The organism is Thalassotalea sp. G2M2-11, assembly GCF_017168195.1.
Lineage (GTDB): Bacteria > Pseudomonadota > Gammaproteobacteria > Enterobacterales > Alteromonadaceae > Thalassotalea_E.
In genome coordinates this window covers 1,241,281-1,262,478 of the sequence record NZ_JADNYL010000001.1, presented here as the reverse complement: position 1 = coordinate 1,262,478, position 21,198 = coordinate 1,241,281, and the positions used below count along the sequence as shown (strand labels likewise).

The following is a 21,198-nucleotide window of genomic DNA, read 5'->3' as shown; positions in this document are numbered from 1 at the left end:
CCATCATGCGACAGGTGTTATCAATTATAAGTTTTTCATTGTACCTTTTGGTAATACTGCGTTGATCGATGCTTTTTGAACAGTAACTTCAGTACCTTCAGCAATGTTGATCACGATAAAATCTTTTTCATCAGATACTTTAACGATTTTACCTACTAAACCACCTTGAGTGAGCACTTCATCACCTTTCGATAAGGCAGCCATTAAGCCTTTATGTTCTTTCACTCGTTTGGCCTGAGGGCGGTAAATCATGAAATAAAACACTAAACCAAAAACCAATAACATGATCACCATTTCCATACCACCACCTTGTGGAGCTGGAGCGCCTGCTGCATGTGCTGTACCAATCAATAAACTCATAATGTCCTCTTATACTTCTTCTAATATAAATAATTAAACTTGTTCACTGCCTTCAGCTAACGGTGGTACCGGTAACCCTCTTAAGGCATAAAATTCTTCAACAAAGTCGTCTAACTTACCTTGCTCAATCGCATCACGCAATCCTTTCATTACTCGTTGATAAAAACGTAAGTTATGAATGGTATTTAGCTGCGATCCTAAAATCTCATTACACTTATCTAAATGATGTAAATACGCTTTAGAATAGTGCTGACACGTGTAACAATCACATTCACTGTCTAATGGCCCTGTGTCGGTTTTATTCTTCGCGTTACGAATTTTTACTACACCATTAGTGACAAACAAATGACCATTTCGCGCATTACGGGTTGGCATGACACAATCAAACATATCAATACCACGACGCACCCCTTCAACCAAATCTTCAGGTTTGCCTACTCCCATGAGATATCGGGGCTTATTTTCGGGGATCAAGGGGGTAGTGTGATCTAATATGCGCACCATGTCTTCTTTTGGCTCCCCTACAGAAAGACCACCGATAGCATAACCATCAAAATCTATGGCTTTTAACCCTTCAACAGACACTTCACGTAAGTCTTCATACATTCCGCCTTGGACAATGCCAAATAACGCATTAGGATTATCACCATGGGCATCTTTACTACGTTGCGCCCAGCGAAGTGATAACTCCATTGATTCTTTAGATTCCTGGTGAGTCGCAGGGTATGGTGTACATTCATCAAAGATCATCACAATATCAGATCCTAATTTAGCCTGTACTTCCATTGAGCGCTCTGGCGTCAGCATAATTTTCTCACCATTGACGGGAGAGCTAAAACGTACCCCTTCTTCGGTGATTTTTCGCATCGCCCCTAAACTAAAGACCTGAAAACCACCTGAGTCAGTTAAAATTGGTTTGTCCCAGTTAATAAAGTCGTGTAAATCACCATGTTGCTCGATAATATCGGTGCCTGGACGTAGCATTAAATGAAAAGTATTTCCTAAAATGATCTCTGCGCCAATCTCTTTAATTTCTTCACTTTTCATACCTTTTACGGTGCCATAGGTACCAACAGGCATAAATGCCGGTGTTTCAACCGTACCACGAGCAAAAGTCAAACGGCCTCGACGTGCTTTACCGTCTTTACTTAGTAACTCATAGCTCATCGCCTTTTGGGGCGTATTCTCTGTGTGCTTTTCTGTCATTTTGTTTTCCTTACCTACCAGCGAAACAGGCCAGCGGCTTAATGGTTTTTATCGTTAACTCGTCGTTTTTTTGGTCAGCAACATGGCATCACCATAACTAAAGAAACGATACTTTTCTTGTACAGCATGTTGATATGCTGTCATGATATTTTCATAGCCAGCAAATGCGCTGACCAGCATTAATAAGGTAGATTCTGATAAATGAAAGTTAGTGATCAACGCATCAATCACCTCAAACTGATAACCAGGTGTGATAAATATATCGGTATCACCATAAAACTCTTGTAGTGCTTGTCCCTTCGCTTTCGCTACCTGTGCGGCACTTTCGATTGAACGTACCGAAGTAGTACCTACGGCAATTACGCGGCCACCATTGGCTTTAGTTTGCTTAATTTGATCCACCACAGTTTGTGGCACCTCAACATATTCGGCATGCATCACATGATCGGCAATTTCATCTACGCGAACGGGTTGAAACGTACCAGCGCCAACATGTAAAGTGACAAACGCTAGCTCTGCCCCTTTTTCAGCTATTTTTTTCAATAGTGCATCATCAAAATGCAACCCCGCTGTTGGCGCTGCAACAGCACCTGGTTTTTCATTATATACCGTTTGATAGCGCTCTTTATCACTGTCTTCATCGGGGCGGTCTATATACGGCGGTAATGGCATATGGCCGATTTCTTCCAAAATATGTAAAATATTTTGCTCAGCATGTACTTCTATTTCAAATAACGCATCATGGCGCGCCACCATGGTTGCTTTTACTTTACCTTCAAGCAGTAACTCACTCCCTACTTTAGGAGATTTACTGGCACGTACATGCGCTAAAAATCGTTTATCATCTAATAAACGTTCAACCAATACTTCAATTTTGCCACCACTGGCTTTTTGACCAAACATACGCGCAGGGATAACACGAGTATTATTAAAAACTAATAAATCACCAGCATTAATATGTTCAAGAATATCAACAAAATGCAAATCTTGGATTTCACCACTATTGCCATCTAAGGTCATTAACCGACTCGCGGTTCGGTTTTCTTTAGGATAACGAGCTATTAACTCTTCAGGTAATTCAAAGGAGAAGTCGGCTACGCGCATGATGATAGGTTCAAATATTGACTGATTAAAAACCGCGTAATTTTAGTGTTCACGCTAGTTAATAGCAAGTAAAACTCAATTATCATCTGTACGAATTTGTACAGAATAGCTCACAGGGATCGTTTGCGAGATAAATCTCCATACCAAGAGGTATAAATACGGTTTATTTTAGTCATACTAAAAAACTATCGCCCTTAGGCATTTAATTATCGTATGCTAAGGCAAAGCACAATAAAAGAGCTGTTTATGACGCCAAACAATCACGCCCTCGTACACGCCATTGCCAAAACCATACTCAATGGTTTTGCTCGTCATATTTATATTTTTAGTGAATTAACGCGCTCAGCTAAAGAGCGTTTTGAACAATGTCAATGGCATGAAATTCAACAAGCTGCACGTGAACGTACTGACTATTTTGATAAGCGTGTTGAAGAAACGTTAGTCACCATTAAACATGACTTTGAAATTATGCAGCTCGATGATGAGCTATGGAAAGCAATCAAACATTGCTACCTTAAACTGCTCGATCAACACCCTCAGGCTGAACTGGCAGAAAGTTTCTATAATTCAGTGTTTTGTCATTTATTTGAGCGCAAGTATTATCATAATGACTTTATTTTTGTTGAATCAGGGCAAACTGATTTAAATGATATCGTTCACCCACCAATATACACTCGGTATCAACCTGCCGAAAATGGTTTACGAAAAACCATTAACCAGATTATTGCCAATGCTGATTTTACCTTGCCTTTTCCCCAGTTAAAATCTGAAGTCAATGCCTTACTCCGCATGTTCAGGAAACAATCTAACTTAGCCAGTTATGAGTTGTCTGAGTTGGAAATTGATATGCTCAATTTTACCTTCTACCGCAGTAAAGGCGCTTATATTATTGGTCGAGTTCTGACACCAAACGGTGAAATGCCTTTTATTGTTTCAGTCACCAATGATGAACAACAAGGGCTGCACCTAGATGCCTTACTGACCAAACAAGAAAATATGGCAGTAGTGTTTGGCTTTGCCCGTTCATACTTTTTTGTTGACTGTTTGTATCCGCAAGCCTTAGTCAATTTTTTACGCGGTTTGATCCCACATAAAACACGTGCCGATCTCTATTCTGCTATTGGTTTTCACAAACAAGGTAAAACGCAGTTTTATCGTGATTTTCTCCATCATTTGGCTAAAAGTGACGACCAGTTTAAATTAGCTGATGGTATTAAAGGTATGGTGATGTCAGTATTTACACTGCCTTCATACCCTTATGTATTTAAAATTATTAAAGATAAGTTTGCCCCGAGTAAACAAATGACCAAAAAGGACGTCAAAGCAAAATATCGCCTTGTTAAGCTTCATGATCGCGTTGGACGGATGGCTGATACCATGGAATATTCCGAAGTAGCCTTCCCTAAAAATCGTTTTTCACAAGAGCTACTCGATGAGTTAACCACAGTTGCGCCATCAATCATTCGTTTTGAAGATGATTTAATTATTATCGAGCATTTATATATAGAACGGCGCATGACCCCACTGAATTTATATTTAGCGGATGCCAGCGATGAACAAATTGAAGAAGCCATGTTTGGTTATGGTGAAGCAATCAAACAATTAATCGCCGCCAATATCTTTCCTGGCGATATGCTGTTGAAAAACTTTGGCGTCACCCGGCACGGGCGGGTAATTTTTTATGATTACGATGAAATCACCTATATGGATGAAGTAAATTTTCGCGTAAAGCCAGAGCCAGTAACTGAAGAACAAATATATGCTGCAGAGCCTTGGTATAGTGTAGAACCTGGCGATATGTTTCCAGAAGAGTTAGCCACCTTTGCCTTAGCAAATCCTAAATATCGAAAAGCATTTTTAATTCATCATGCTGACCTACTGACCGCAGATTATTGGCAGCAACGACAGAAAAATATTAAACAAGGTATTTATGAGGATGTCTTCCCTTATCCTAAATCGTTAAAGCTACTCGAATGAGTGCCAACCGCTTATGCAGCATGTGGTGAACAATATTTAGCCGAACAGTATAATTTTTTCATTTAGCACTTTACCTTTAGATTTGCTTGCGTATAATTCACCTCCGTTGCAGGGGTATAGTTCCAATTGGTAGAACAGCGGTCTCCAAAACCGACGGTTGGGAGTTCGAATCTCTCTACCCCTGCCATCTTATCTTTTGATAGCCAATTCTTTTAATTTTCTCAATATTACCTTTTAGTTAATAAAATAGCTTAACAAGCCCAAGCGCGAGTTTTATACTGACGACATATTGCATCAATGAATCAACACAGCCTATATGAGTATTTCCGCCAAGCAATTTAGCTATTTAACTGAAATGGGCATTGATTTGTGGCAACGAAAAGATCAGCCAACAACACCCAGCAATCAAGCTAAGCCGCAAGGTGACTATCTAACGGTCTCGTTAAATGAGTTAGCCGAGCAACAACTGTTTCAAGACATTATGTTAGCGTTTAATACCAACCTTGCCGATGTCACTCAAAAAGACAAGGCAATAGTATTTAATGATATTCATTGGTATTTTCATGACCAAGCGACCGTCAGCTATAGCGATGGCGTGTTAATTACCCCCAAGGTAAAACAGCTTAGCAATAGCGATATTAAAAAAGCGTTATGGCAACTGATCCACCCCATTAACATGGAAGCACAATAAATGTCGCTAGAGTTTTACGCCATTACTCAGGCAGATGTCAGCCGATTAATGACGATTGAAAATGCTTGCCATAGCCATCCTTGGAGTGAAAAAGTATTCGCTAGTTGTATTGGTGGCCGATATTTTGGCTACTATTTACACTTAAATGAGCAAATAATAGGTTTTTATATTGGCGAATATATTTTGGGCGAAGCAACCTTAATGGATATTTGTATTGATCCAAACATGCAAGGAAATGGTTATGGTAAACATTTACTTGCCCACTATCATGAACAAGCCCAAGCATTAGGCGCTAATACATTTTTATTAGAAGTGCGTGCTAAAAATATCTCCGCACTAATGATGTATATTAATCATGGCTATTCGGAAATAGGCAGACGAACGGGGTATTACCCAAGTAACGTTGGCTATGAAGATGCCATTGTTATGTCGAAACAGAACTAAGCCAATAATCGCCCACCAAACATGATACATTTAATTACGAAAACATATAAATCAATGTTTGGCTTTGATTTTATTTAACATTAAACTGAAATTCCGAATAATTTAGCTATGTAGAAAATCATTTAATTTGCTCTTATTACGCCAATTTAAACCTCTCTTACATCAATCAAAAGCACACACTCAAGCACTAATTAATCTCGCTTGGTTTGGCATGGCTTACTTGCTGTTCATTGCCATTTATAGTGTTTTTTACTTCAACTATGTTGCTAAAGGCGATACTCAATATCTCGACCATCTTCTTTGGTGGCTAAAGCTTTCAGGCATTTGGTACTTTACAGCGCCGCTGTCATTGCTGATGTTAACATTGAGGATGAAAAAACATTCTCTACTTAACAATGCGATAGTTATCGGCGCGCCTATGGTGCTGATTGCTATAACCCTGCAACTACTGTTCGATTTTTCCTATGTAAAAACCGATTTAACGGGGTATTTTGTGTTATTTATGCCGAAACAACTCGCCATATTTGGTGCTATTTACCTGTATTGGTATGTAAAAATTTATCAAAAGCATATACATAATTTGCAAACACACCAGCAAGCACCGATCAAAGCAAGTGATAGCCAAACAGCAAAAACATCTCCCCTCGTACTCATTGAGCTCGAACATTTAGGCAGACCTTTTAAACTCGATGTGCAAACAATATATTTGATACGCTCTGCAGGTAATTATGTTGAAATCAACAGCACTGAAGGCCAATATTTAAAACGCGCCAGTTTAAAGCAAATATTAACTGAACTCCCCGATCACTTTTACCAGTGCCATCGAAGCAACATAGTTAATTTACATTGTATTAGCGCTATTCAGAATCAAACATCTGGTAATGCATTAGCCATCTTAAACAACCATCAACAGGTGGCCATTAGTAAACGCTGTAAAAGCAATATCAAAGAAAAACTCGCCGATTATCCCATTAGCCTCAGCGAATATTAATTGATACCAAAATCCATCCATTCATCACAAAACCGTAGTTGATATGGCCTAGCAAACATAAGCTAAAGGCAAATTAATGATGGAGAATCCGATATGATTTCAGATAAATACCTGCCGACCCGAGTGTTTCATTGGGTCAGCGCATTACTGCTTATCAACCTACTCGCCGCCGGCTTTTATATGGCAGATGGTAACGACTATTCAATTTACCACTGGCATAAATCTTTGGGTGTCATAGCATTAGTATTCGTTATGATGCGTTTGTATCATCGCTATCAACACACTTGGCCATCAATAGCCGATGGTTCGACACATCAATGGCTAGTTAACTGCGCCCATAACTTGTTATTAGCTTGTAGTATATTGATGCCAATATCTGGGCTGATCTATTCAGGCTTTGGCGGCTACGGTGTTAGCCTCTTTAACATCGTAATTATCCCAGATAATTACACGATATCAGGAGATGTGATCCCTTTTAGTGCAACCTTAAGTAACCTAGGTAAGCAAACACACACTTATACAGGTTTTACTTTTGTGGCATTGCTCAGTGCACATATCATCGCGGCATTAAAGCATCATTTTGTTGATAAAGACTTAACGCTCAAACGCATGATGTCTAAACGTTATACACAATCGGAGACGGTATAATGAAATATTTTAACCTGTTAAGCAGCTGTCTACTTTTACTTTGCTTCTTACCAGCAATTGCACAAACTCAGCTTACTTTATCTCCTTTTACCACGGTATCGTTAACCGATGATCAAGACTTTAGTGATTTAAGCCAGTTTGGTAAGCAAATTCGCAATAAAAATATTGTTTATCTTGATGAGCTTACCCATGGCGAACATGAAGTTTTCGCGCTGAAATCACGTTTAGTAAAATACCTTCATCAACAGCATGGCTTTGATGTGCTACTCCTTGAAAGTGGCTTTTTTGATGTGCAAGAGATCTGGAAAAACACTCAGCAAAGTTTAGCAAGCCAAGCGCTAGGTAATGTCTTTTTTGCCTACGCGAAAGATCAGGCGTTTTTATCACTACTAAATTATATCGATCAGCAAAGGGCTAGCAGTAACCCATTGGCTGTTACTGGTTTTGATGGTCGCTTAAGTGGGGAACAATCGATAAAACATTTTGTTCATCGGTTAAAATCTCAACTAGATAAACTGCCACAAGCTCAGCAACTTTTGGCGAACTGGCCTGTATTCTCTAAGATGTTACAAGCGAGTATCGCCAGAAAACCGCTCTCCTTCAGTAATAATGAAACCAAGGGTTTACTTCAGCACGGCTACCACATTATTGATGCGCTCATTGCTGCAGATAAACAACCTCAATTAGACTCTCCTGCCTATTTTGCTCGCTTACTAGCTGGTGTATTAAGACTGATTGAGGTTGATTATCAAATAAGGCGCTTTGACGAGCATGATCTGGTAATGGCGAATAATATTGATTGGTTACTCACCCATGTTTACCCCAATAAAAAAGTTATTATTTGGGGGCACTATGTGCATGTAAACAAACAAGGATATATCACTAACCGTTACCACAACGTTGCGACCGCATTAGCGAGCAAATATGCAAGCAAATCATACCATGTTAATATTGCGGGCTTATCAGGTAGCTACAGAAACTACATTGATGGTTCAGTAAATCAATTACCTCTAATAGATAAACCGCACTTAGCCGCTGATCTCACGCTCCCCTTTAAACACAATAATCAAGCGGTGTTTATTCAACCAGCGCAATTTAAGGCAAAACAATATCAAGAGTTTTCGTTATTTGGTCATGGTTACCAAAGTGAGCACCAGATAAAAGTAAAGCATTGGCAGTCGCACTTTGACGCTAGCTTTTTGATCAAGCAAGTATCACCAAGCCCATAAGCCATTAAACACCAGTAGCCAATGGCTTACTGGTGCCTGAATAAATAGTTTTACCAATAAAGGAGTTTACCGATAGAATAGCAATATGAAACTCCATAAAATTTCAGGTTATATCCAAACTATTTATCTAGTTGAGTACCCGCATGGTTTACTGCTACTCGACGGTTGTAGTCGTGCAGATATCACAACATTAGCGCACTTTATTATCCACAAGCTTGGCCGAAGCTTTTCAGATTTAACAACGGTTGTTGTCACACATATGCATCCAGATCATGCAGGGGCTGCTAACCAATTAAGAAAATTAACTCAATGTACCGTGGCAAGCGCAAATGTCAGTGGTCAGTGGTACTCAGGCATTGACGGTTTTTTAATGCACCTGACCGATATGGCACTAACTCAGTGGGTAGCCAAGCGTAAAGCCAAGCCAAGAAAAAATATCTGGTACTCACGTAAATTAACCGCAGATGTTGCCTTAAATGATGGTGATACCATACCGCACTTTCCCGATTGGCAAGCCCTGTTTACTCAAGGGCACACAGATAGAGACTTATCCTTGTATCATCGAGCAGAAAATTGTGTCTATATTGCGGACTTATTAGTCAAAGTGAAAGGAAAAGCCACCTTCCCTTACCCAATATTTTATCCCAACCGTTATAAAGCCTCGCTAAACCGCATTAAGCATTTACAAGTAAACAAAATATTATTGGCTCATGGCAATGACATACAATTATCAGATGAGGAATTCGAGCAGATCATCGCACAATCTCCCTCTATCCCAATGACCCATTGGCGATCAACCAAAGCAAAATTAAAAAAAGTGTTATTTGGTGTCAGTCGATTAAAGTCTTAATGGGTGACTTCAACAGGATCTTTTGGCAATTAAAGCACGACAAAGTCGCTTGGTGTTCACAAAATTAGATGAATAATTTCAATCAAATGTCACTGTCGAAAAAGTACCTATAGCAGACATTTAACTCCTATAATTGAAACACCTTAGTTATTGTTCTAATCTGGAACAAAATAAATATAAATAAGAAAACAACAAAATGCTCTTTCGACGCGTATTAGATAATCTATCAAAACAAAATTGGTTAGCGGTAGTGTTAGACTTTTTTATTGTCGTATTAGGTATATTTGTTGGTTTACAAGTTTCAAATTGGAATGAAGAACGTAAAAGTAATGAGCAATCTAGCATAATGTCTGAACGGCTCAGGAAAGACCTAAAAGAAGAAGCATGGAACTATCAGTATCTGATTGAATATTATAGTGATGTAAAAAACAATTTAGAAAAAGTGATCAGTGATTTAGAACATGACCAATACTTAAATGATGAAGAATTTATAATAGCCGCTTACCGAGCAACTCAATATCAAATTGATTATAGAATTAGTGCCACATTTGATGAACTTAGAGCAAATGGTGAACTGAAACTAATCAAAGATGAAATTTTACTAAAAACTGCCATACATGTATACAATTTTGAATTATTTAAAACATTAAGAACAAATGGTCAGAATTCAAAATACAGGGAATTATTCAGAAAATCTGTACCTATTACGTTACAAGATGAGTTGCTAAAACAGTGTGGCGATAAATTAGCACAAACATTGGACTACAAAACCATAGTAAATTCACTTGATTACCCGTGTAAACTGAAGTCTTCAAAAGAATCAATAAAAGAGATAGTAAATATTCTTAAACAAAACAAGGAAATATTAGGCCTTTTAAGGCTTCGTTATTCTCAGTTAGCATCTAACATTTCCAGTCTTACAAAATATTACCCAGAGATAAGAAATGGACTCAAAGCATTACGTTAATTACAAATATTCTAGCGTTTGAAGCGATACACATTATTTAGGGATAGTGAATACAATGTAGAATTGGTTCATCACACCAATAACGCTTTTACGCTTACGGTTGATGGCAAAGCTACTGTAAACATATTATCTTTTGCTTTTTTTGCGTATAGAAAGTTCATTAGACAATAAACCTTTCAACTTCCGTTGTTCACTTTTTCCAGAAAGTACTAAATACTGACATTCAAAACCATAGTATTTTTGTTAGCGCTACAATGTACTTACAAAGTGATTAATGATAGATTTTTTAATTTCGGGAGCTGTCTCTTTACTGAAACCGTGACCAGTTTTATAAGAGTTATGAATTACTTTGTGTTTAAACTGCTTGTTTTTTAAATAAAGCTCTATGTCTTTAGACATTTTATAAGACGGCCACACTTGATCGTTTTCTGCTGAAATCATAAATATTGGACCATTAATATTTTCAAATTTAAATAAAGATTTATTTACGTTAGTTTTATTATCTAATGCAACAGTAAACCTGTCGATTAACTTAGCACTTGAATCCAACGCTAACCCCAAAGCAGGAATATCTTGACCTTCATATGTCCAAGCTGACTTGGGTACTGTTAGACCATACCAAGCAACCTTGCTTGGGGTCGTGACAACAACCGACTTGATTCGAGCGTCCATACTTGCTAATAAAAAAGCAGCTTCCGAGCCTCTAGAGCCACCAACAACACCAATTCTAGAAGAATCTATTAAAGGATGAGTTTCTAAATAATCAATTGCTTCAATAAAATATTCCATTGGTATTTGATCTAGAGTTTGAGAAATACCTTTTTCTTTAAAGTAAGCTAACCCTAAAACAGCAATACCGTGAGGAGCGATCATTTCACCGTTAGCATCACCAGTACCTAATCCACCTTCAAAACCACCAAAGGCAATAACTACAGGAAGTTTTCTGTCAGTTTGAGGTAAATACAAGTTAGCGACTAAATTTTTATATTCGACTTTATTTACCTCATATTGGTGATTTTCAGCTTTTAATGAAAAAGAAACTAATAAAGCAACTAGAAGTAAAAATGATATGGATTTGTGCACGCTATCTCCTTGTAGTGCTAACGCCGCCATATGGGGCGCATAAATGCTTGGCTAAAATTAGCGAAGAATGAGCGCAAGCCAAGCGTTTTGCGTCCAATTGCCATTATAGCCTTGTTAAACGTAAATTATTTGCCGTACTTTAACTCAAACAAATGTTTAATCAAATCGGTTCGTTGCACATTAGAGTGCCCAATTGATGCAACAAATGAAGCTACGACAATAAGGTGGGCTGGAGATAGCGAATTAATTCCTGACCAAATTAGCCAGAAACTGTAAAGCAAAAGCATTAGGCCGCCTATGAAAGGAATAAAACTAAGCCTATGAATTTTTTTCTCAATACGTTGTATTTGATCTATTTTTTGATACTCAGTAAGTGCTTTTACATCTTCTACAGAATTTAATTCCATCTGCTGAACTTCCTTTACGTATAAAGCCTTGCTCACTGGAAAAGTGGGAGTGCAGCGAGTAATTTTTCCTTATGCAGCAACTTGTTATGCAGGTATTTTGCCTTGGGAATACTCAGTTAACCAGAAGTGCCCGCACGAATTATTGATTCAAAACATCTTCGATCCAATTTAGAAATCTGGCTGCACTTCTAGTTTCGAAGCTGTCCTTATTTGGTACATAATAGCAAAAGTCTGATTTGACCGATCGAGTTTCAAATTGTTGTAGAAGGTTAGATTTTAACAGCCTTTTAGTGAGCGTCGTAGAACAGAACACAAGTCCATTCTCTGCCATAGCCTGCTGGATCCCGAAAAGCTCTTGATCAAATTTTTTAAGTTTAATATTAGACCCATCCAATCCATTTTTTTCCAACCAAGCGCCTAGTGGAGGATCCTGTAACGATTTATTTTTCCACTCCGTTGTAAAAAGGGTAATGGGGTCATTTGACCAAGAAGGAGGCGTCATTCCATAAGCACCAAATACATTGAATGATTCAAATCTAATAACATCAGAATCCTCGGCAAGTGAGGCGTCACCAAACCGAATTGGAATAATATATGATTGACTATCGACCGACTCACCGGTCGATATTTCCATAGAAATATCGGGGTTTGCTTGTTCGAATTCATGCTGGGAAGGGATCAGCACCATAGCAGCTAATGATGATGTTGTAGTCACTCTCACCACACTGCCAGCCTTCATCACCTCTTCTAGAGCACTGTCAATTTTCCGAAATCCGTCCGAGGTTGCTTTAGCTAGTCTTTTACCTGTTTCGGTTAGTAATATCCGCCTTCCAAGTCGATGAAACAAATTTACATTTAACCGACTTTCTAGGTTGGTAATGTGGTGTGAAATGGCTGTTGGCGTCAGCGAAAGTTCTTCTGCAGCCAACTTAAAACTTCCCCGACGGGCAGCCGCCTCAAAGGCTTTCAGTGCCTGTAACGATACCTGCAAACTTAATCTCCAAATTAACAACTAGTTCATCGATTCTCTTAGATGATTTAAACTCATCTATAAGTGTAACTTTCTCGTTTGTACTAATCTACTCAAAATCACAAAATAGCTCCTGTTACTAATCAACTAAGAGAATACACATGAGCACATTATTACACATTGATTCAAGCGTTAGAGCTGCGTTCAACCCAAACCCAGACCACAATTCCATATCGAAAAATATTGCTCTTCGATTTATTGATACATGGAAAAATAATCGTCCTGAAGATGAATATATCTATCGTGACGTTGGAGTTAACCCTCCTGCTTTCATTACACAAGATTGGATTGGCGCTGTGTTTACCCCTGAAGAAAAAAGAACCCCTGCACAGAAAGAGAAACTGTCACTATCAGATAAACTGATAGCTGAGGTAGAAGTAGCAGATGTTATCTTGATTTCCTCACCAATGTATAACTACGGCATGCCGGCTCAGCTAAAAGCGTGGTTCGATCAAATTGTACGCATAAACAAAACGTTTGATTTCGATCTCTCACGAGGGGATTTCCCGTTGAAGCCTTTATTCTCAAGTAAGACATTGATCATAGTGACTTCCAGCGGAGAGTTTGGTTTTGAGAACGGAGGGATAAGAGAAGATTCTGGTCACCTGGTACCGCACCTACGAACACTGAGTAAATACTTAGGAGTGGATACAATTTATGAGATTGCCTCTGAATACCAAGAATTTGGCGACGAGAGACACCGCATGTCAGTAGCCAATGCAAAACACCGAGCCGAATGTATCGCATCAGAACTTAGTATTTCAACTATGGCACCATCGTTAAAAGGTGAGACCACTAATGTCTGACCATATCACTGAAGAACTGCTCATAAAGTGTGGAGAAAACGTTATTGATTTAGCTATCAGCAATGTCAAGATAGGTGGCTTGCCGTTTGCAGCAATTATCATTAACCAGAATGGAGAAATTATTGGCAAAGGGGTAAATCAAGTCGCCAAGCATCTGGATTGTACCGCACATGCTGAAATTCAGGCGATAAGAAATTCTTCATGGAATGAAAAAAACGTTTCTTTAAAAGGGACAACATTAATTGCTTCAGGAGAGCCTTGTGCTCTGTGTTATATGGCAATCCGTATTGCAGAGATTATGAAAGTTATAATCATATCGGATAGATATGAGGCGGAAAAACACGGGTTCGATTATCAATGGACTTACAAGTATTTCAATGCCAGTCTCTTTCATGAGCTCGAGGTTGTGAAGCTAAATAATGACAGGAAATTGCTTCCATTCGAGATAGCCAAAATTAATCTGAGTGATTAAGATTAGTACTCTAAACCTTTTTGTTAGTATCCAGTTTTTAATAAGCGCCATATTACGATGTCCACTTTTTTTGGGTTGGGTATATCTAGGCATTGTAGCCTCCTCAATGTAATGAGGAGGTGTCCACTAAAGCGGGTCAAGACCAGTTGTTAAACTTTCCTTCACGATATTCTTTACGCCAACGACAGAGCATTAACGGGTGTATATCGAGTGCCTCTGCAACATCCTTAGACATAACATTGTCGTTTAAGCTTAGTTCGACTGCTTTGATTTTGAAATCGACAGGATAAAACCATGTCTTTTTAGGTTGGGTATATCTAGGCATTGTAGCCTCCTCAATGTAATGAAGAGGTGTCCACTAAAACGGGTCAAGACCACATTGACGCCATAGTCTCTTGTTAGATTACGACTACTCCGAACGATTTAACTCTTGAGGGTTAAACTGGTGGTTGTAACTATTCCACTTTGATGCAATACCAATATCATAACCATAAGTAAGCGTTACTTGAATCAAGTTTTTGTTTAGTGACTCTGGATAAGTTTTAACTATCACCTGTGCTAATTGCTTGGCAATATCCGAATCGTCAACATTATTTTTATAGAGAAAAGCCTGTGTATTCACATAAGTAGTCGTTGTCGTGCCTGAATCAGACGAAGTGAAAGTAGTTGAACCTTCTGTGACACCTGCATATTTTACTGATTCGTTACTATTTATTGCTTCCTGAGTAGCTAATAAGCCTTTGAAAGGTACTGATTTAGCTAAGTCGGAAGTAAATACTGGTACAAGGGCTGCTGTAACGAATAAACCTGCAACCACAACTAAGTGCGGTTTCCACACGGAAGGTAACTCTTCAGGGCTAACCTCAGTATTTACAACATAAGTATCTACAGCAAGGTCATGTAATGATTGCCGAGTTGCACGGTTAAAAATATATAAGTAAGAAATTGAAAATAAGCCACCAAATATAATAAATGACAACGGATACATTAAATATGAAAGCAATGCTTCGTTAGTAATTTGTGCTCCATTCAGTGAAAATGGAACTGCAAGGAAGCTATACCTTAAAAATGATTTAGGTAGACTAATAGTTGAATTGGATGAATCTACAACCTTGGTATTTAGTATTCTCTTACCGATAGTTTGGCCATTTGATAAAGAGCTATTCATAACTCCAAAATATGTAATTGATACGACAAAGCCAATTAATCTTCCCCAGCCACCGAGCTGAACAAAGATATCTTCAAGGAATAAACCTACAACATATCCCAAAACACCTAAAACAAGAGTGTCAATAAACAGCGCCCCGATTCTTCTCCAGAACCCACAAATCCATTTTTCTTGTACTTCTTCCAAAATTTAATCCTTACTACAATATTTAAAGTAATCTAACGCCCGCATAAGGGGCGGAAAAAGCTTGGCTAAAATTAGCGAAGAATGAGCGCCAGCCAAGCTTTAGACGTCCATTTTTAATGCGTTTGTTATGTATCTTTTTCACTAGATTTAATATTCTTGTTATCTTGTTCTATTCTAGAAACCTTTTCATTTAACTCAGCCAAAGATTTTTGAATATCCATTAACACAGGGTTAGACCTAGAGTGATTTCTAATTTCTTCTTCACGAAACCCAAGCCTAGAATCTAAATAACCGAGCACCAAAGAAGCTAATACAAAAATGATTAAAATAATCGGTACAGCGATTAGTGGGCTGTTAAACACAAAATTTGTTACAGGGTTATCACCTAATGACTTTATGAAAACAAAAATAATAAGTAAGAATTGTACATATCCGATATACATTTTTGAGCGATCAATATAGACCTTCCAACGAATTAATGCTTTTTTATTAAACCGTGAACTCAAAACTACTCCTAGATACATAACGCCCCATTCAGGGGCTGATAATAGCTTGCTAAAATGTGTAGCGAAGCGGAACCGAGCAAGCTGTTAGCAGTCCCGTTACTGTAATGGCTTGTTATAAATTCATTGCTCCATCAATTTGTTCTTGTAGAGCATGTACAAAGATCTCAATGTCCGTTACAGCTTTAAGCGCCACTTCCTCATTTAGGACAATTGGACTACCATCTTTAGTTTTAGCGTCACGATGCACAATATCATGACGAACTTTAGTCACTGTATCAATTTCAGATATATCTAAGTTTAATTTACAACCGAGAACCGCCGAGTAAACATTAATTACCTTAGGAATATTATGATATAGATAATCAGATAGCTCACCTAAAACTAGGCTAACAACTCCATTAGGTGATTTATTAATTTGAGTTAGTGAAAATTTAGCTTTTTTAAGACCATCAACATTTAAAATCGCATTCTCAAGTAAGTTAGGATGCTTAACTACTAGTAATTTTAATGTGTCACTAAGGTATGATTCTAGAAGAGTAACAGAGTGCGCATAAGTCATTTTTATAATCGTTTCTTTGAACTCAAAGATTACTATTTTATTTAGCATTTCCTTTAGTTTTGATATTTCTTCATTGAATTTAATATATTCTTCTGAGTAAGACCTTTCATTTAACCAATATAGTTCTTCTTCAAGCTCTGCTTGAGCACGAAATGATTCTTCTTTTTCATCATATTCTTCTGACAATCGCTCCCACTCATCAGAATACTCGTCACTATCTTCATCTTCCAAATGATCGCGAATCCACGCTTCTTTCTGTTCTTCCTGAACTGCGAACCAATATTCTTTTGTTGAACTCATACTCTGAACTTTGACCTGAATTTATAACGCCCCATTAAGAGGCTTTTAATTGTTGGCTAAAATGTCAAGCGAAGCGGAACCTAGCCAACTGTTAAAAGTCCTGCTTGAATGGCTTGTTAGGGCTATTTTTATATAGAACCTGATTCGCATTGTGTTTTTCTTAAATTACGCTCAATCAATAAAGGTTGCCTTAATTGAGTAACCAACACCTCAGAAACCCCTAAACCTGTGTCTACCTCTTGTATCCAAATAGATATTTTATCGTCAACTACTTTTCTGTTTAGCATATAGTTTTTGTTAGGCTCCAACTTCACTTTGAAATTTACAAAAGCTTCTCTTGTACTATTTGGAATGTGTCGATTTGAAGTGCTAGCCTTAACCCATAAATCATGTTCACCACTCAAATATTGCTTAGGCTGTGCCCAAGAGGTTGGTTTTTTTTGATGACACATTAAGTGAACATACTCTGAGTCTGAGCCATTTACTCTTTTAAAGTTTTCAAACCTGAAATTATTTTCCTTAACTCCTACTTTGACAGGTAAAACACTACAGCCAAGCGAAGTTACACATATAGCCAAGATTGAAAGCAATTTTAAATTTTTCATATTCATTTCCTTTTGATAGTTAAATTTAACCAGACTACTTCTATAGCCCTAACGCCCCATTCAGGGGCTTTTAATTGTTGGCTAAAATAACGAACGCAGTGAGGAAAGCCAACTTTTAAAAGTCCCGCACTGCAATGGCTTGTTATATAACTTTGTTACCACAAGCTGGACAGTAGCATTGCTCCGATTTCTCTCCAAGCTCTAAAACTGTAGGTACTAGATTACGATTACAACTTGAGCAAGTTAAATTGTTTTTACGTGCAGTACGTACAAAGTAAAAACTTAAACCCAGTACTAAAACGGCTACGATTACAATTGGAAATGCGTAGTCAGGGAGCCAAACTACACCAGCAAACATTAAAAACAAAACGCCCCATAAAGTATTGGCTGCATTTTGATAAATTTTCTGTTCTTTAAATATTTCGTCTCTATCTTCCTGATAACTCATGAGCCTTCCATAGTTATATAACGCCGCATTAAACGGGAATTTGCAGTTGGCTAAAATTAAGCGAAGCGAACAAGCCAACTGTAAATTGTCCGATTAAATGCCTTGTTATACATTTATAGTTGTTGCCCAGTTATTATTGGCATGACCAAGAACCCAGTCGTTTAAAGGACTTGGCTGTAAATTATAGTTTTTAATTTCTGAAAGTTTAACCCAGAACAGATCTAAGTGAGATTCTTTTGATTCAGGTTCAACAGAGGAATCTAAACCTAAAACATCTACTAGAAATACTAAATTTATCTCGTGGTTATCTTTTACATCTTCAGGCCACATATGTTCAATAGCACCTACGAAGTCACCCACTTTACAGTCATATCCAATTTCTTCATTGATTTCACGAGCAATTGTTTCTTGAACGGTTTCGCCAAACTCTATATGACCACCCGGCAGAAAAGTATTTTTTGCCCCTTTGGCACGTACAAGCAAAACGTGATTATTATTAATGATTAATGCTCTAGCAATATTGTGAAATGTACTCATAACTCTCTTGATGTATAACGCCCTAATAATGGGCTAAAAATAGTTTGCTAAAATGTTGAGGAACGAAAACAGCAAACTGTTTTTAGTCCTTATTTATTAGCTTGTTAAGTGCTACTTACTCTCATTTTCTTTTGTTGATGAGCCACTACTTTCTGTAGGGGCTGCAGATTCGCTTACTGGCGCAACAGTTCCAGGAGCCATTTGCATTGAAGGAAGATCTGCGCTCAATTTTGCGCGACTTTCACCTCCTGGTGCGATCTGCATGTTGGGTATGGGGGCACTATCTCTAAAAGTGACGGTTTTAGATATATTTGTATTAGTTAGATTTTTATCTTTCACGTGTTGATCTCCATTCAAATTAGCAGTAACAAAATAAATAACCAAGGATATTGCGACAGCAAATATAATCCCAGTTATATTATTAAGAAATGAATTTATAGTTGTATATATATTTTTTTCTGTTTGAGCGCTTACTAAGCCCTCAAGGTAATATTTTTCTGCAATTTTGAGTTGCTTACCTATGGCTATATTTCCGATTAAATATGCAAGTAATGAGCAAATAATTGTTGTAAAAAATAGCCACCATGATGTTTTTATTGCCCATAAGTAATGGGCTGTATCTAATGGTATTATAAATTTTATTGCTGTGAGTGATAAAGCTAGCCCAGCAGAAGATAAAGACAAAATAGCTTTGTCATACCCCTCACTGTTGGAGAGTTGCCTCTTAAGAAGGTCGTCTCTGAATTTGTCGTGAATTTCTACGCAACGACTTTGTTCATCTTTATTGCGTTGAAATTTAGCAGCCTGACTCATAACTGTCCTGTAGCATTTAACAATTTAATAGTGCGCAAGTTGCGCATTTTTCTACCGCGCCATTGCTCACTTTTCTGATTACTACATTATTATCAAATTTACTAACCTTTTGCTAGCTAAGAAAATATTTGAAAGTTAGCAAAGTGGTCTAAGGACAAAAATGCGCAAATTGCGCATTTTCCTGAATATAGGGGAAGTTTGTTGGTTCTGGATATAAAATCAGTATCGAAAGAAAATATTTCAATGCCCGTTTCACGCTCACAGATGCAATATCAACTAACTCATCAATACTTTAGCTCAAATGTAAGCGACTATAGCTAAGCATGCTTATCTGGGTTTACGTGCCAACATAGTAGCAAACTGCAATTTAGCGCCATTATGCATGGTACCAACATCTTCATTGTATTTAATCATTTCCCATCCTTTATAAGCTTCAGCTAACTGCCCTGCTTTTAAAGTAAATGGAAAAGGTGCTGGGCATGGATGTGTTTCTGTGTTCATCGCACAAACAATCAAGTTATAACCGCCAGCGAGCGTATGTGTTTGCATATCAGCCAGCACCGCTTCGACATTCAATGGGTCGATAAACATCAGCGTTACGGTACAGTTGATAAAGCCATAATCTTCGCTAAGGTTTGCATTATTAATGTCATAGAGTTGAGTGTTAATGTTAGCCAGGCTCTCTTCAACACTAATACTTTTCAGCATATCAATCGCACTGGGATTAGTGTCAATTGCGGTCACATCAAAACCTTGCTGGCTAAGATATACAGCATTACGCCCGTTAGAACACCCCATATCTAATACCTTGCAGGGTTCAATAATTTTACAAGCTTCAACGACTTCACTGTGCGCAGGGTTTAAACCATAGCGGCTATTTAGATCAACATTCATGTAAACGACTTAAGTTGTGAAAAAAGAGCCGTGATCTTACTATTAATCCAGCACGGTTAACTATGAATAGATCGAATAACTAGACTTTATTTGACCTTAATCAACCTAGCAAAAAATTTGCTCTAAGTGATACAAGATTATTGGTATATAGAGGTTCTATAAACACAATTAGCATTAGGTTGACTTTCTGATGCGGTTAAATAAAAGCCAATATTTTCATTTTCTGTGATGGGAAGTAAGGATATCTCTTTCAAAACTCCATCAGGTGTAGGCTCAATACTTACCCGTTTTTTGAAACTCAAACTTGTACGCCAACTATTAGCACTGAGTGTGATCTTATCTATATCGTCTGAATGCCATGTTCCTGCAACCTTAACCTCTCGGTAATCGTCTAATGCAACATCCCAAATATCAAAATTAATTGTAAATTTAGCATCAGTGTTCAACCTTAAATAACTACCGCACTTAACACTTCCGTATTCATTTACTTCAATGAATGGCTTTATTTCTTGTTTTTTATGCAGCTTATCTGAAAATAAATATAATCCCATATGATTGTGAGTAAAACTGTGATTGTCTACCTTTAAAATAGAAGTCCATGAAATATCAAAACCTGAAGACTCTAAAAGTTCAATTACCTTATAAATTTGCGCATTAGAACTAATAGAAGGCGTATAAAGAATAGAATTGCTTGAAATAGATTCAGGAACTTTTACTGTACTAATAGAGTATAATATTTTTGATGATTTAAATTTATCTTCGATTAACGTTAAATCTGTTTCAGATAAATTATCATTAAATATGTGGACATGTAATTTTGAAGAGCAAGCACTCATCGACAGTAGACTAATCAACCAAACACAACGTAATACAACACCAAAACTTACTGCATTCATCAAACTTTTCCTAGCTTTATT

General features: G+C 37.6%; 25 protein-coding genes, 1 tRNA gene and 1 pseudogene. 11 read left to right on the top strand and 16 right to left on the bottom strand.

Going from position 1 to position 21,198, the window contains the following annotated elements; translation table 11 throughout:
- Positions 1-24: 24 nt before the first annotated feature.
- The 3 genes from yajC to queA all read right to left on the bottom strand — a co-directional run bounded on the left by yajC (position 25) and on the right by queA (position 2,670).
- Positions 25-360, bottom strand: a complete 336-nt coding sequence (yajC, locus tag IV514_RS05480) for a preprotein translocase subunit YajC (protein ID WP_206483890.1) — start codon at positions 358-360, stop codon at positions 25-27.
- Between the two features lie 33 nt (positions 361-393).
- Entirely contained in the window at positions 394-1,527 is a 1,134-nt protein-coding gene (tgt, locus tag IV514_RS05475; RefSeq protein ID WP_206484037.1) for a tRNA guanosine(34) transglycosylase Tgt, read from the bottom strand.
- A gap of 93 nt (positions 1,528-1,620) precedes the next feature.
- Complete coding sequence (gene queA / locus IV514_RS05470) at positions 1,621-2,670, bottom strand: tRNA preQ1(34) S-adenosylmethionine ribosyltransferase-isomerase QueA (RefSeq protein ID WP_206483889.1); 1,050 nt, start codon at positions 2,668-2,670, stop codon at positions 1,621-1,623.
- 246 nt (positions 2,671-2,916) lie between these two features.
- Between queA and aceK the strand changes: the two genes are divergently transcribed.
- From aceK to IV514_RS05425, 9 genes are all read left to right on the top strand, one after another.
- Complete coding sequence (gene aceK / locus IV514_RS05465) at positions 2,917-4,647, top strand: bifunctional isocitrate dehydrogenase kinase/phosphatase (protein WP_206483888.1); 1,731 nt, start codon at positions 2,917-2,919, stop codon at positions 4,645-4,647.
- Positions 4,648-4,757: 110 nt separating this feature from the next.
- Positions 4,758-4,834, top strand: a tRNA-Trp gene (locus tag IV514_RS05460).
- A gap of 129 nt (positions 4,835-4,963) precedes the next feature.
- Positions 4,964-5,338, top strand: a complete 375-nt coding sequence (locus IV514_RS05455; RefSeq protein WP_206483887.1) for a DNA polymerase III subunit psi — start codon at positions 4,964-4,966, stop codon at positions 5,336-5,338.
- Positions 5,339-5,782 carry a ribosomal protein S18-alanine N-acetyltransferase gene (rimI, locus tag IV514_RS05450; protein ID WP_206483886.1) on the top strand — a complete coding sequence of 148 codons (444 nt, stop codon included), beginning with the start codon at positions 5,339-5,341 and terminating at the stop codon, positions 5,780-5,782.
- A 211-nt stretch (positions 5,783-5,993) separates the two neighbouring features.
- Complete coding sequence (locus IV514_RS05445; protein ID WP_206483885.1) at positions 5,994-6,773, top strand: LytTR family DNA-binding domain-containing protein; 780 nt, start codon at positions 5,994-5,996, stop codon at positions 6,771-6,773.
- A gap of 93 nt (positions 6,774-6,866) precedes the next feature.
- Positions 6,867-7,421: a cytochrome b/b6 domain-containing protein gene (locus IV514_RS05440; RefSeq protein ID WP_206483884.1), complete on the top strand. Its 555-nt coding sequence runs from the start codon at positions 6,867-6,869 to the stop codon at positions 7,419-7,421.
- Complete coding sequence (locus IV514_RS05435) at positions 7,421-8,650, top strand: erythromycin esterase family protein (protein ID WP_206483883.1); 1,230 nt, start codon at positions 7,421-7,423, stop codon at positions 8,648-8,650. Before IV514_RS05440 ends, IV514_RS05435 begins: the two co-directional genes overlap by 1 nt.
- Before the next feature lie 85 nt (positions 8,651-8,735).
- The gene (locus tag IV514_RS05430) at positions 8,736-9,500 is read left to right on the top strand and encodes an MBL fold metallo-hydrolase (RefSeq protein ID WP_206483882.1); all 765 of its coding nucleotides are present in this window, start codon (positions 8,736-8,738) and stop codon (positions 9,498-9,500) included.
- 196 nt (positions 9,501-9,696) lie between these two features.
- Positions 9,697-10,467, top strand: a complete 771-nt coding sequence (locus IV514_RS05425; RefSeq protein WP_206483881.1) for a hypothetical protein — start codon at positions 9,697-9,699, stop codon at positions 10,465-10,467.
- 249 nt (positions 10,468-10,716) lie between these two features.
- Here the strand turns inward: IV514_RS05425 and IV514_RS05420 are convergent, their stop codons facing one another.
- The 3 genes from IV514_RS05420 to IV514_RS05410 form a co-directional block, all read right to left on the bottom strand.
- Positions 10,717-11,580: an acyl-CoA thioester hydrolase/BAAT C-terminal domain-containing protein gene (locus IV514_RS05420; RefSeq protein ID WP_206483880.1), complete on the bottom strand. Its 864-nt coding sequence runs from the start codon at positions 11,578-11,580 to the stop codon at positions 10,717-10,719.
- A gap of 95 nt (positions 11,581-11,675) precedes the next feature.
- Positions 11,676-11,957 carry a hypothetical protein gene (locus tag IV514_RS05415; RefSeq protein WP_206483879.1) on the bottom strand — a complete coding sequence of 94 codons (282 nt, stop codon included), beginning with the start codon at positions 11,955-11,957 and terminating at the stop codon, positions 11,676-11,678.
- 139 nt (positions 11,958-12,096) lie between these two features.
- A complete protein-coding gene (locus IV514_RS05410; RefSeq protein WP_206483878.1) occupies positions 12,097-12,948 on the bottom strand; it encodes a LysR family transcriptional regulator in 852 nt (283 codons plus the stop codon).
- A gap of 140 nt (positions 12,949-13,088) precedes the next feature.
- Here IV514_RS05410 and IV514_RS05405 point away from each other — a divergent pair, with 140 nt between their 5' ends.
- Both IV514_RS05405 and IV514_RS05400 read left to right on the top strand, forming a co-directional pair.
- Positions 13,089-13,793 carry an NAD(P)H-dependent oxidoreductase gene (locus IV514_RS05405; protein WP_206483877.1) on the top strand — a complete coding sequence of 235 codons (705 nt, stop codon included), beginning with the start codon at positions 13,089-13,091 and terminating at the stop codon, positions 13,791-13,793.
- Complete coding sequence (locus tag IV514_RS05400) at positions 13,786-14,265, top strand: nucleoside deaminase (protein ID WP_206483876.1); 480 nt, start codon at positions 13,786-13,788, stop codon at positions 14,263-14,265. Before IV514_RS05405 ends, IV514_RS05400 begins: the two co-directional genes overlap by 8 nt.
- A 151-nt stretch (positions 14,266-14,416) precedes the next feature.
- On the opposite strand, the pseudogene IV514_RS05395 reads toward IV514_RS05400, so the two are convergent.
- The 10 genes and pseudogenes from IV514_RS05395 to IV514_RS05350 all read right to left on the bottom strand — a co-directional run.
- Positions 14,417-14,590: pseudogene (locus tag IV514_RS05395) on the bottom strand (transposase); the annotation flags it as partial.
- A gap of 84 nt (positions 14,591-14,674) precedes the next feature.
- Positions 14,675-15,619: an RDD family protein gene (locus IV514_RS05390; protein ID WP_241242177.1), complete on the bottom strand. Its 945-nt coding sequence runs from the start codon at positions 15,617-15,619 to the stop codon at positions 14,675-14,677.
- A gap of 125 nt (positions 15,620-15,744) precedes the next feature.
- Positions 15,745-16,125 carry a hypothetical protein gene (locus IV514_RS05385; RefSeq protein WP_206483875.1) on the bottom strand — a complete coding sequence of 127 codons (381 nt, stop codon included), beginning with the start codon at positions 16,123-16,125 and terminating at the stop codon, positions 15,745-15,747.
- A gap of 112 nt (positions 16,126-16,237) precedes the next feature.
- The gene (locus IV514_RS05380; protein WP_206483874.1) at positions 16,238-16,984 is read right to left on the bottom strand and encodes a HEPN domain-containing protein; all 747 of its coding nucleotides are present in this window, start codon (positions 16,982-16,984) and stop codon (positions 16,238-16,240) included.
- A 128-nt stretch (positions 16,985-17,112) separates the two neighbouring features.
- The gene (locus IV514_RS05375) at positions 17,113-17,589 is read right to left on the bottom strand and encodes a hypothetical protein (protein WP_206483873.1); all 477 of its coding nucleotides are present in this window, start codon (positions 17,587-17,589) and stop codon (positions 17,113-17,115) included.
- Between the two features lie 142 nt (positions 17,590-17,731).
- Positions 17,732-18,037, bottom strand: coding sequence for a hypothetical protein (locus tag IV514_RS05370; protein WP_206483872.1), 306 nt, complete (start codon positions 18,035-18,037; stop codon positions 17,732-17,734).
- 105 nt (positions 18,038-18,142) lie between these two features.
- Positions 18,143-18,574, bottom strand: coding sequence for an NUDIX domain-containing protein (locus IV514_RS05365; protein ID WP_206483871.1), 432 nt, complete (start codon positions 18,572-18,574; stop codon positions 18,143-18,145).
- A 111-nt stretch (positions 18,575-18,685) separates the two neighbouring features.
- On the bottom strand, positions 18,686-19,387 hold the full coding sequence (locus IV514_RS05360; protein WP_206483870.1) for a hypothetical protein: 702 nt from the start codon (positions 19,385-19,387) through the stop codon (positions 18,686-18,688).
- A 327-nt stretch (positions 19,388-19,714) separates the two neighbouring features.
- The gene (gene tehB / locus IV514_RS05355; protein WP_206483869.1) at positions 19,715-20,281 is read right to left on the bottom strand and encodes a tellurite resistance methyltransferase TehB; all 567 of its coding nucleotides are present in this window, start codon (positions 20,279-20,281) and stop codon (positions 19,715-19,717) included.
- Positions 20,282-20,418: 137 nt separating this feature from the next.
- A complete protein-coding gene (locus IV514_RS05350) occupies positions 20,419-21,177 on the bottom strand; it encodes a hypothetical protein (protein ID WP_206483868.1) in 759 nt (252 codons plus the stop codon).
- Between the last annotated feature and the right edge of the window lie 21 nt (positions 21,178-21,198).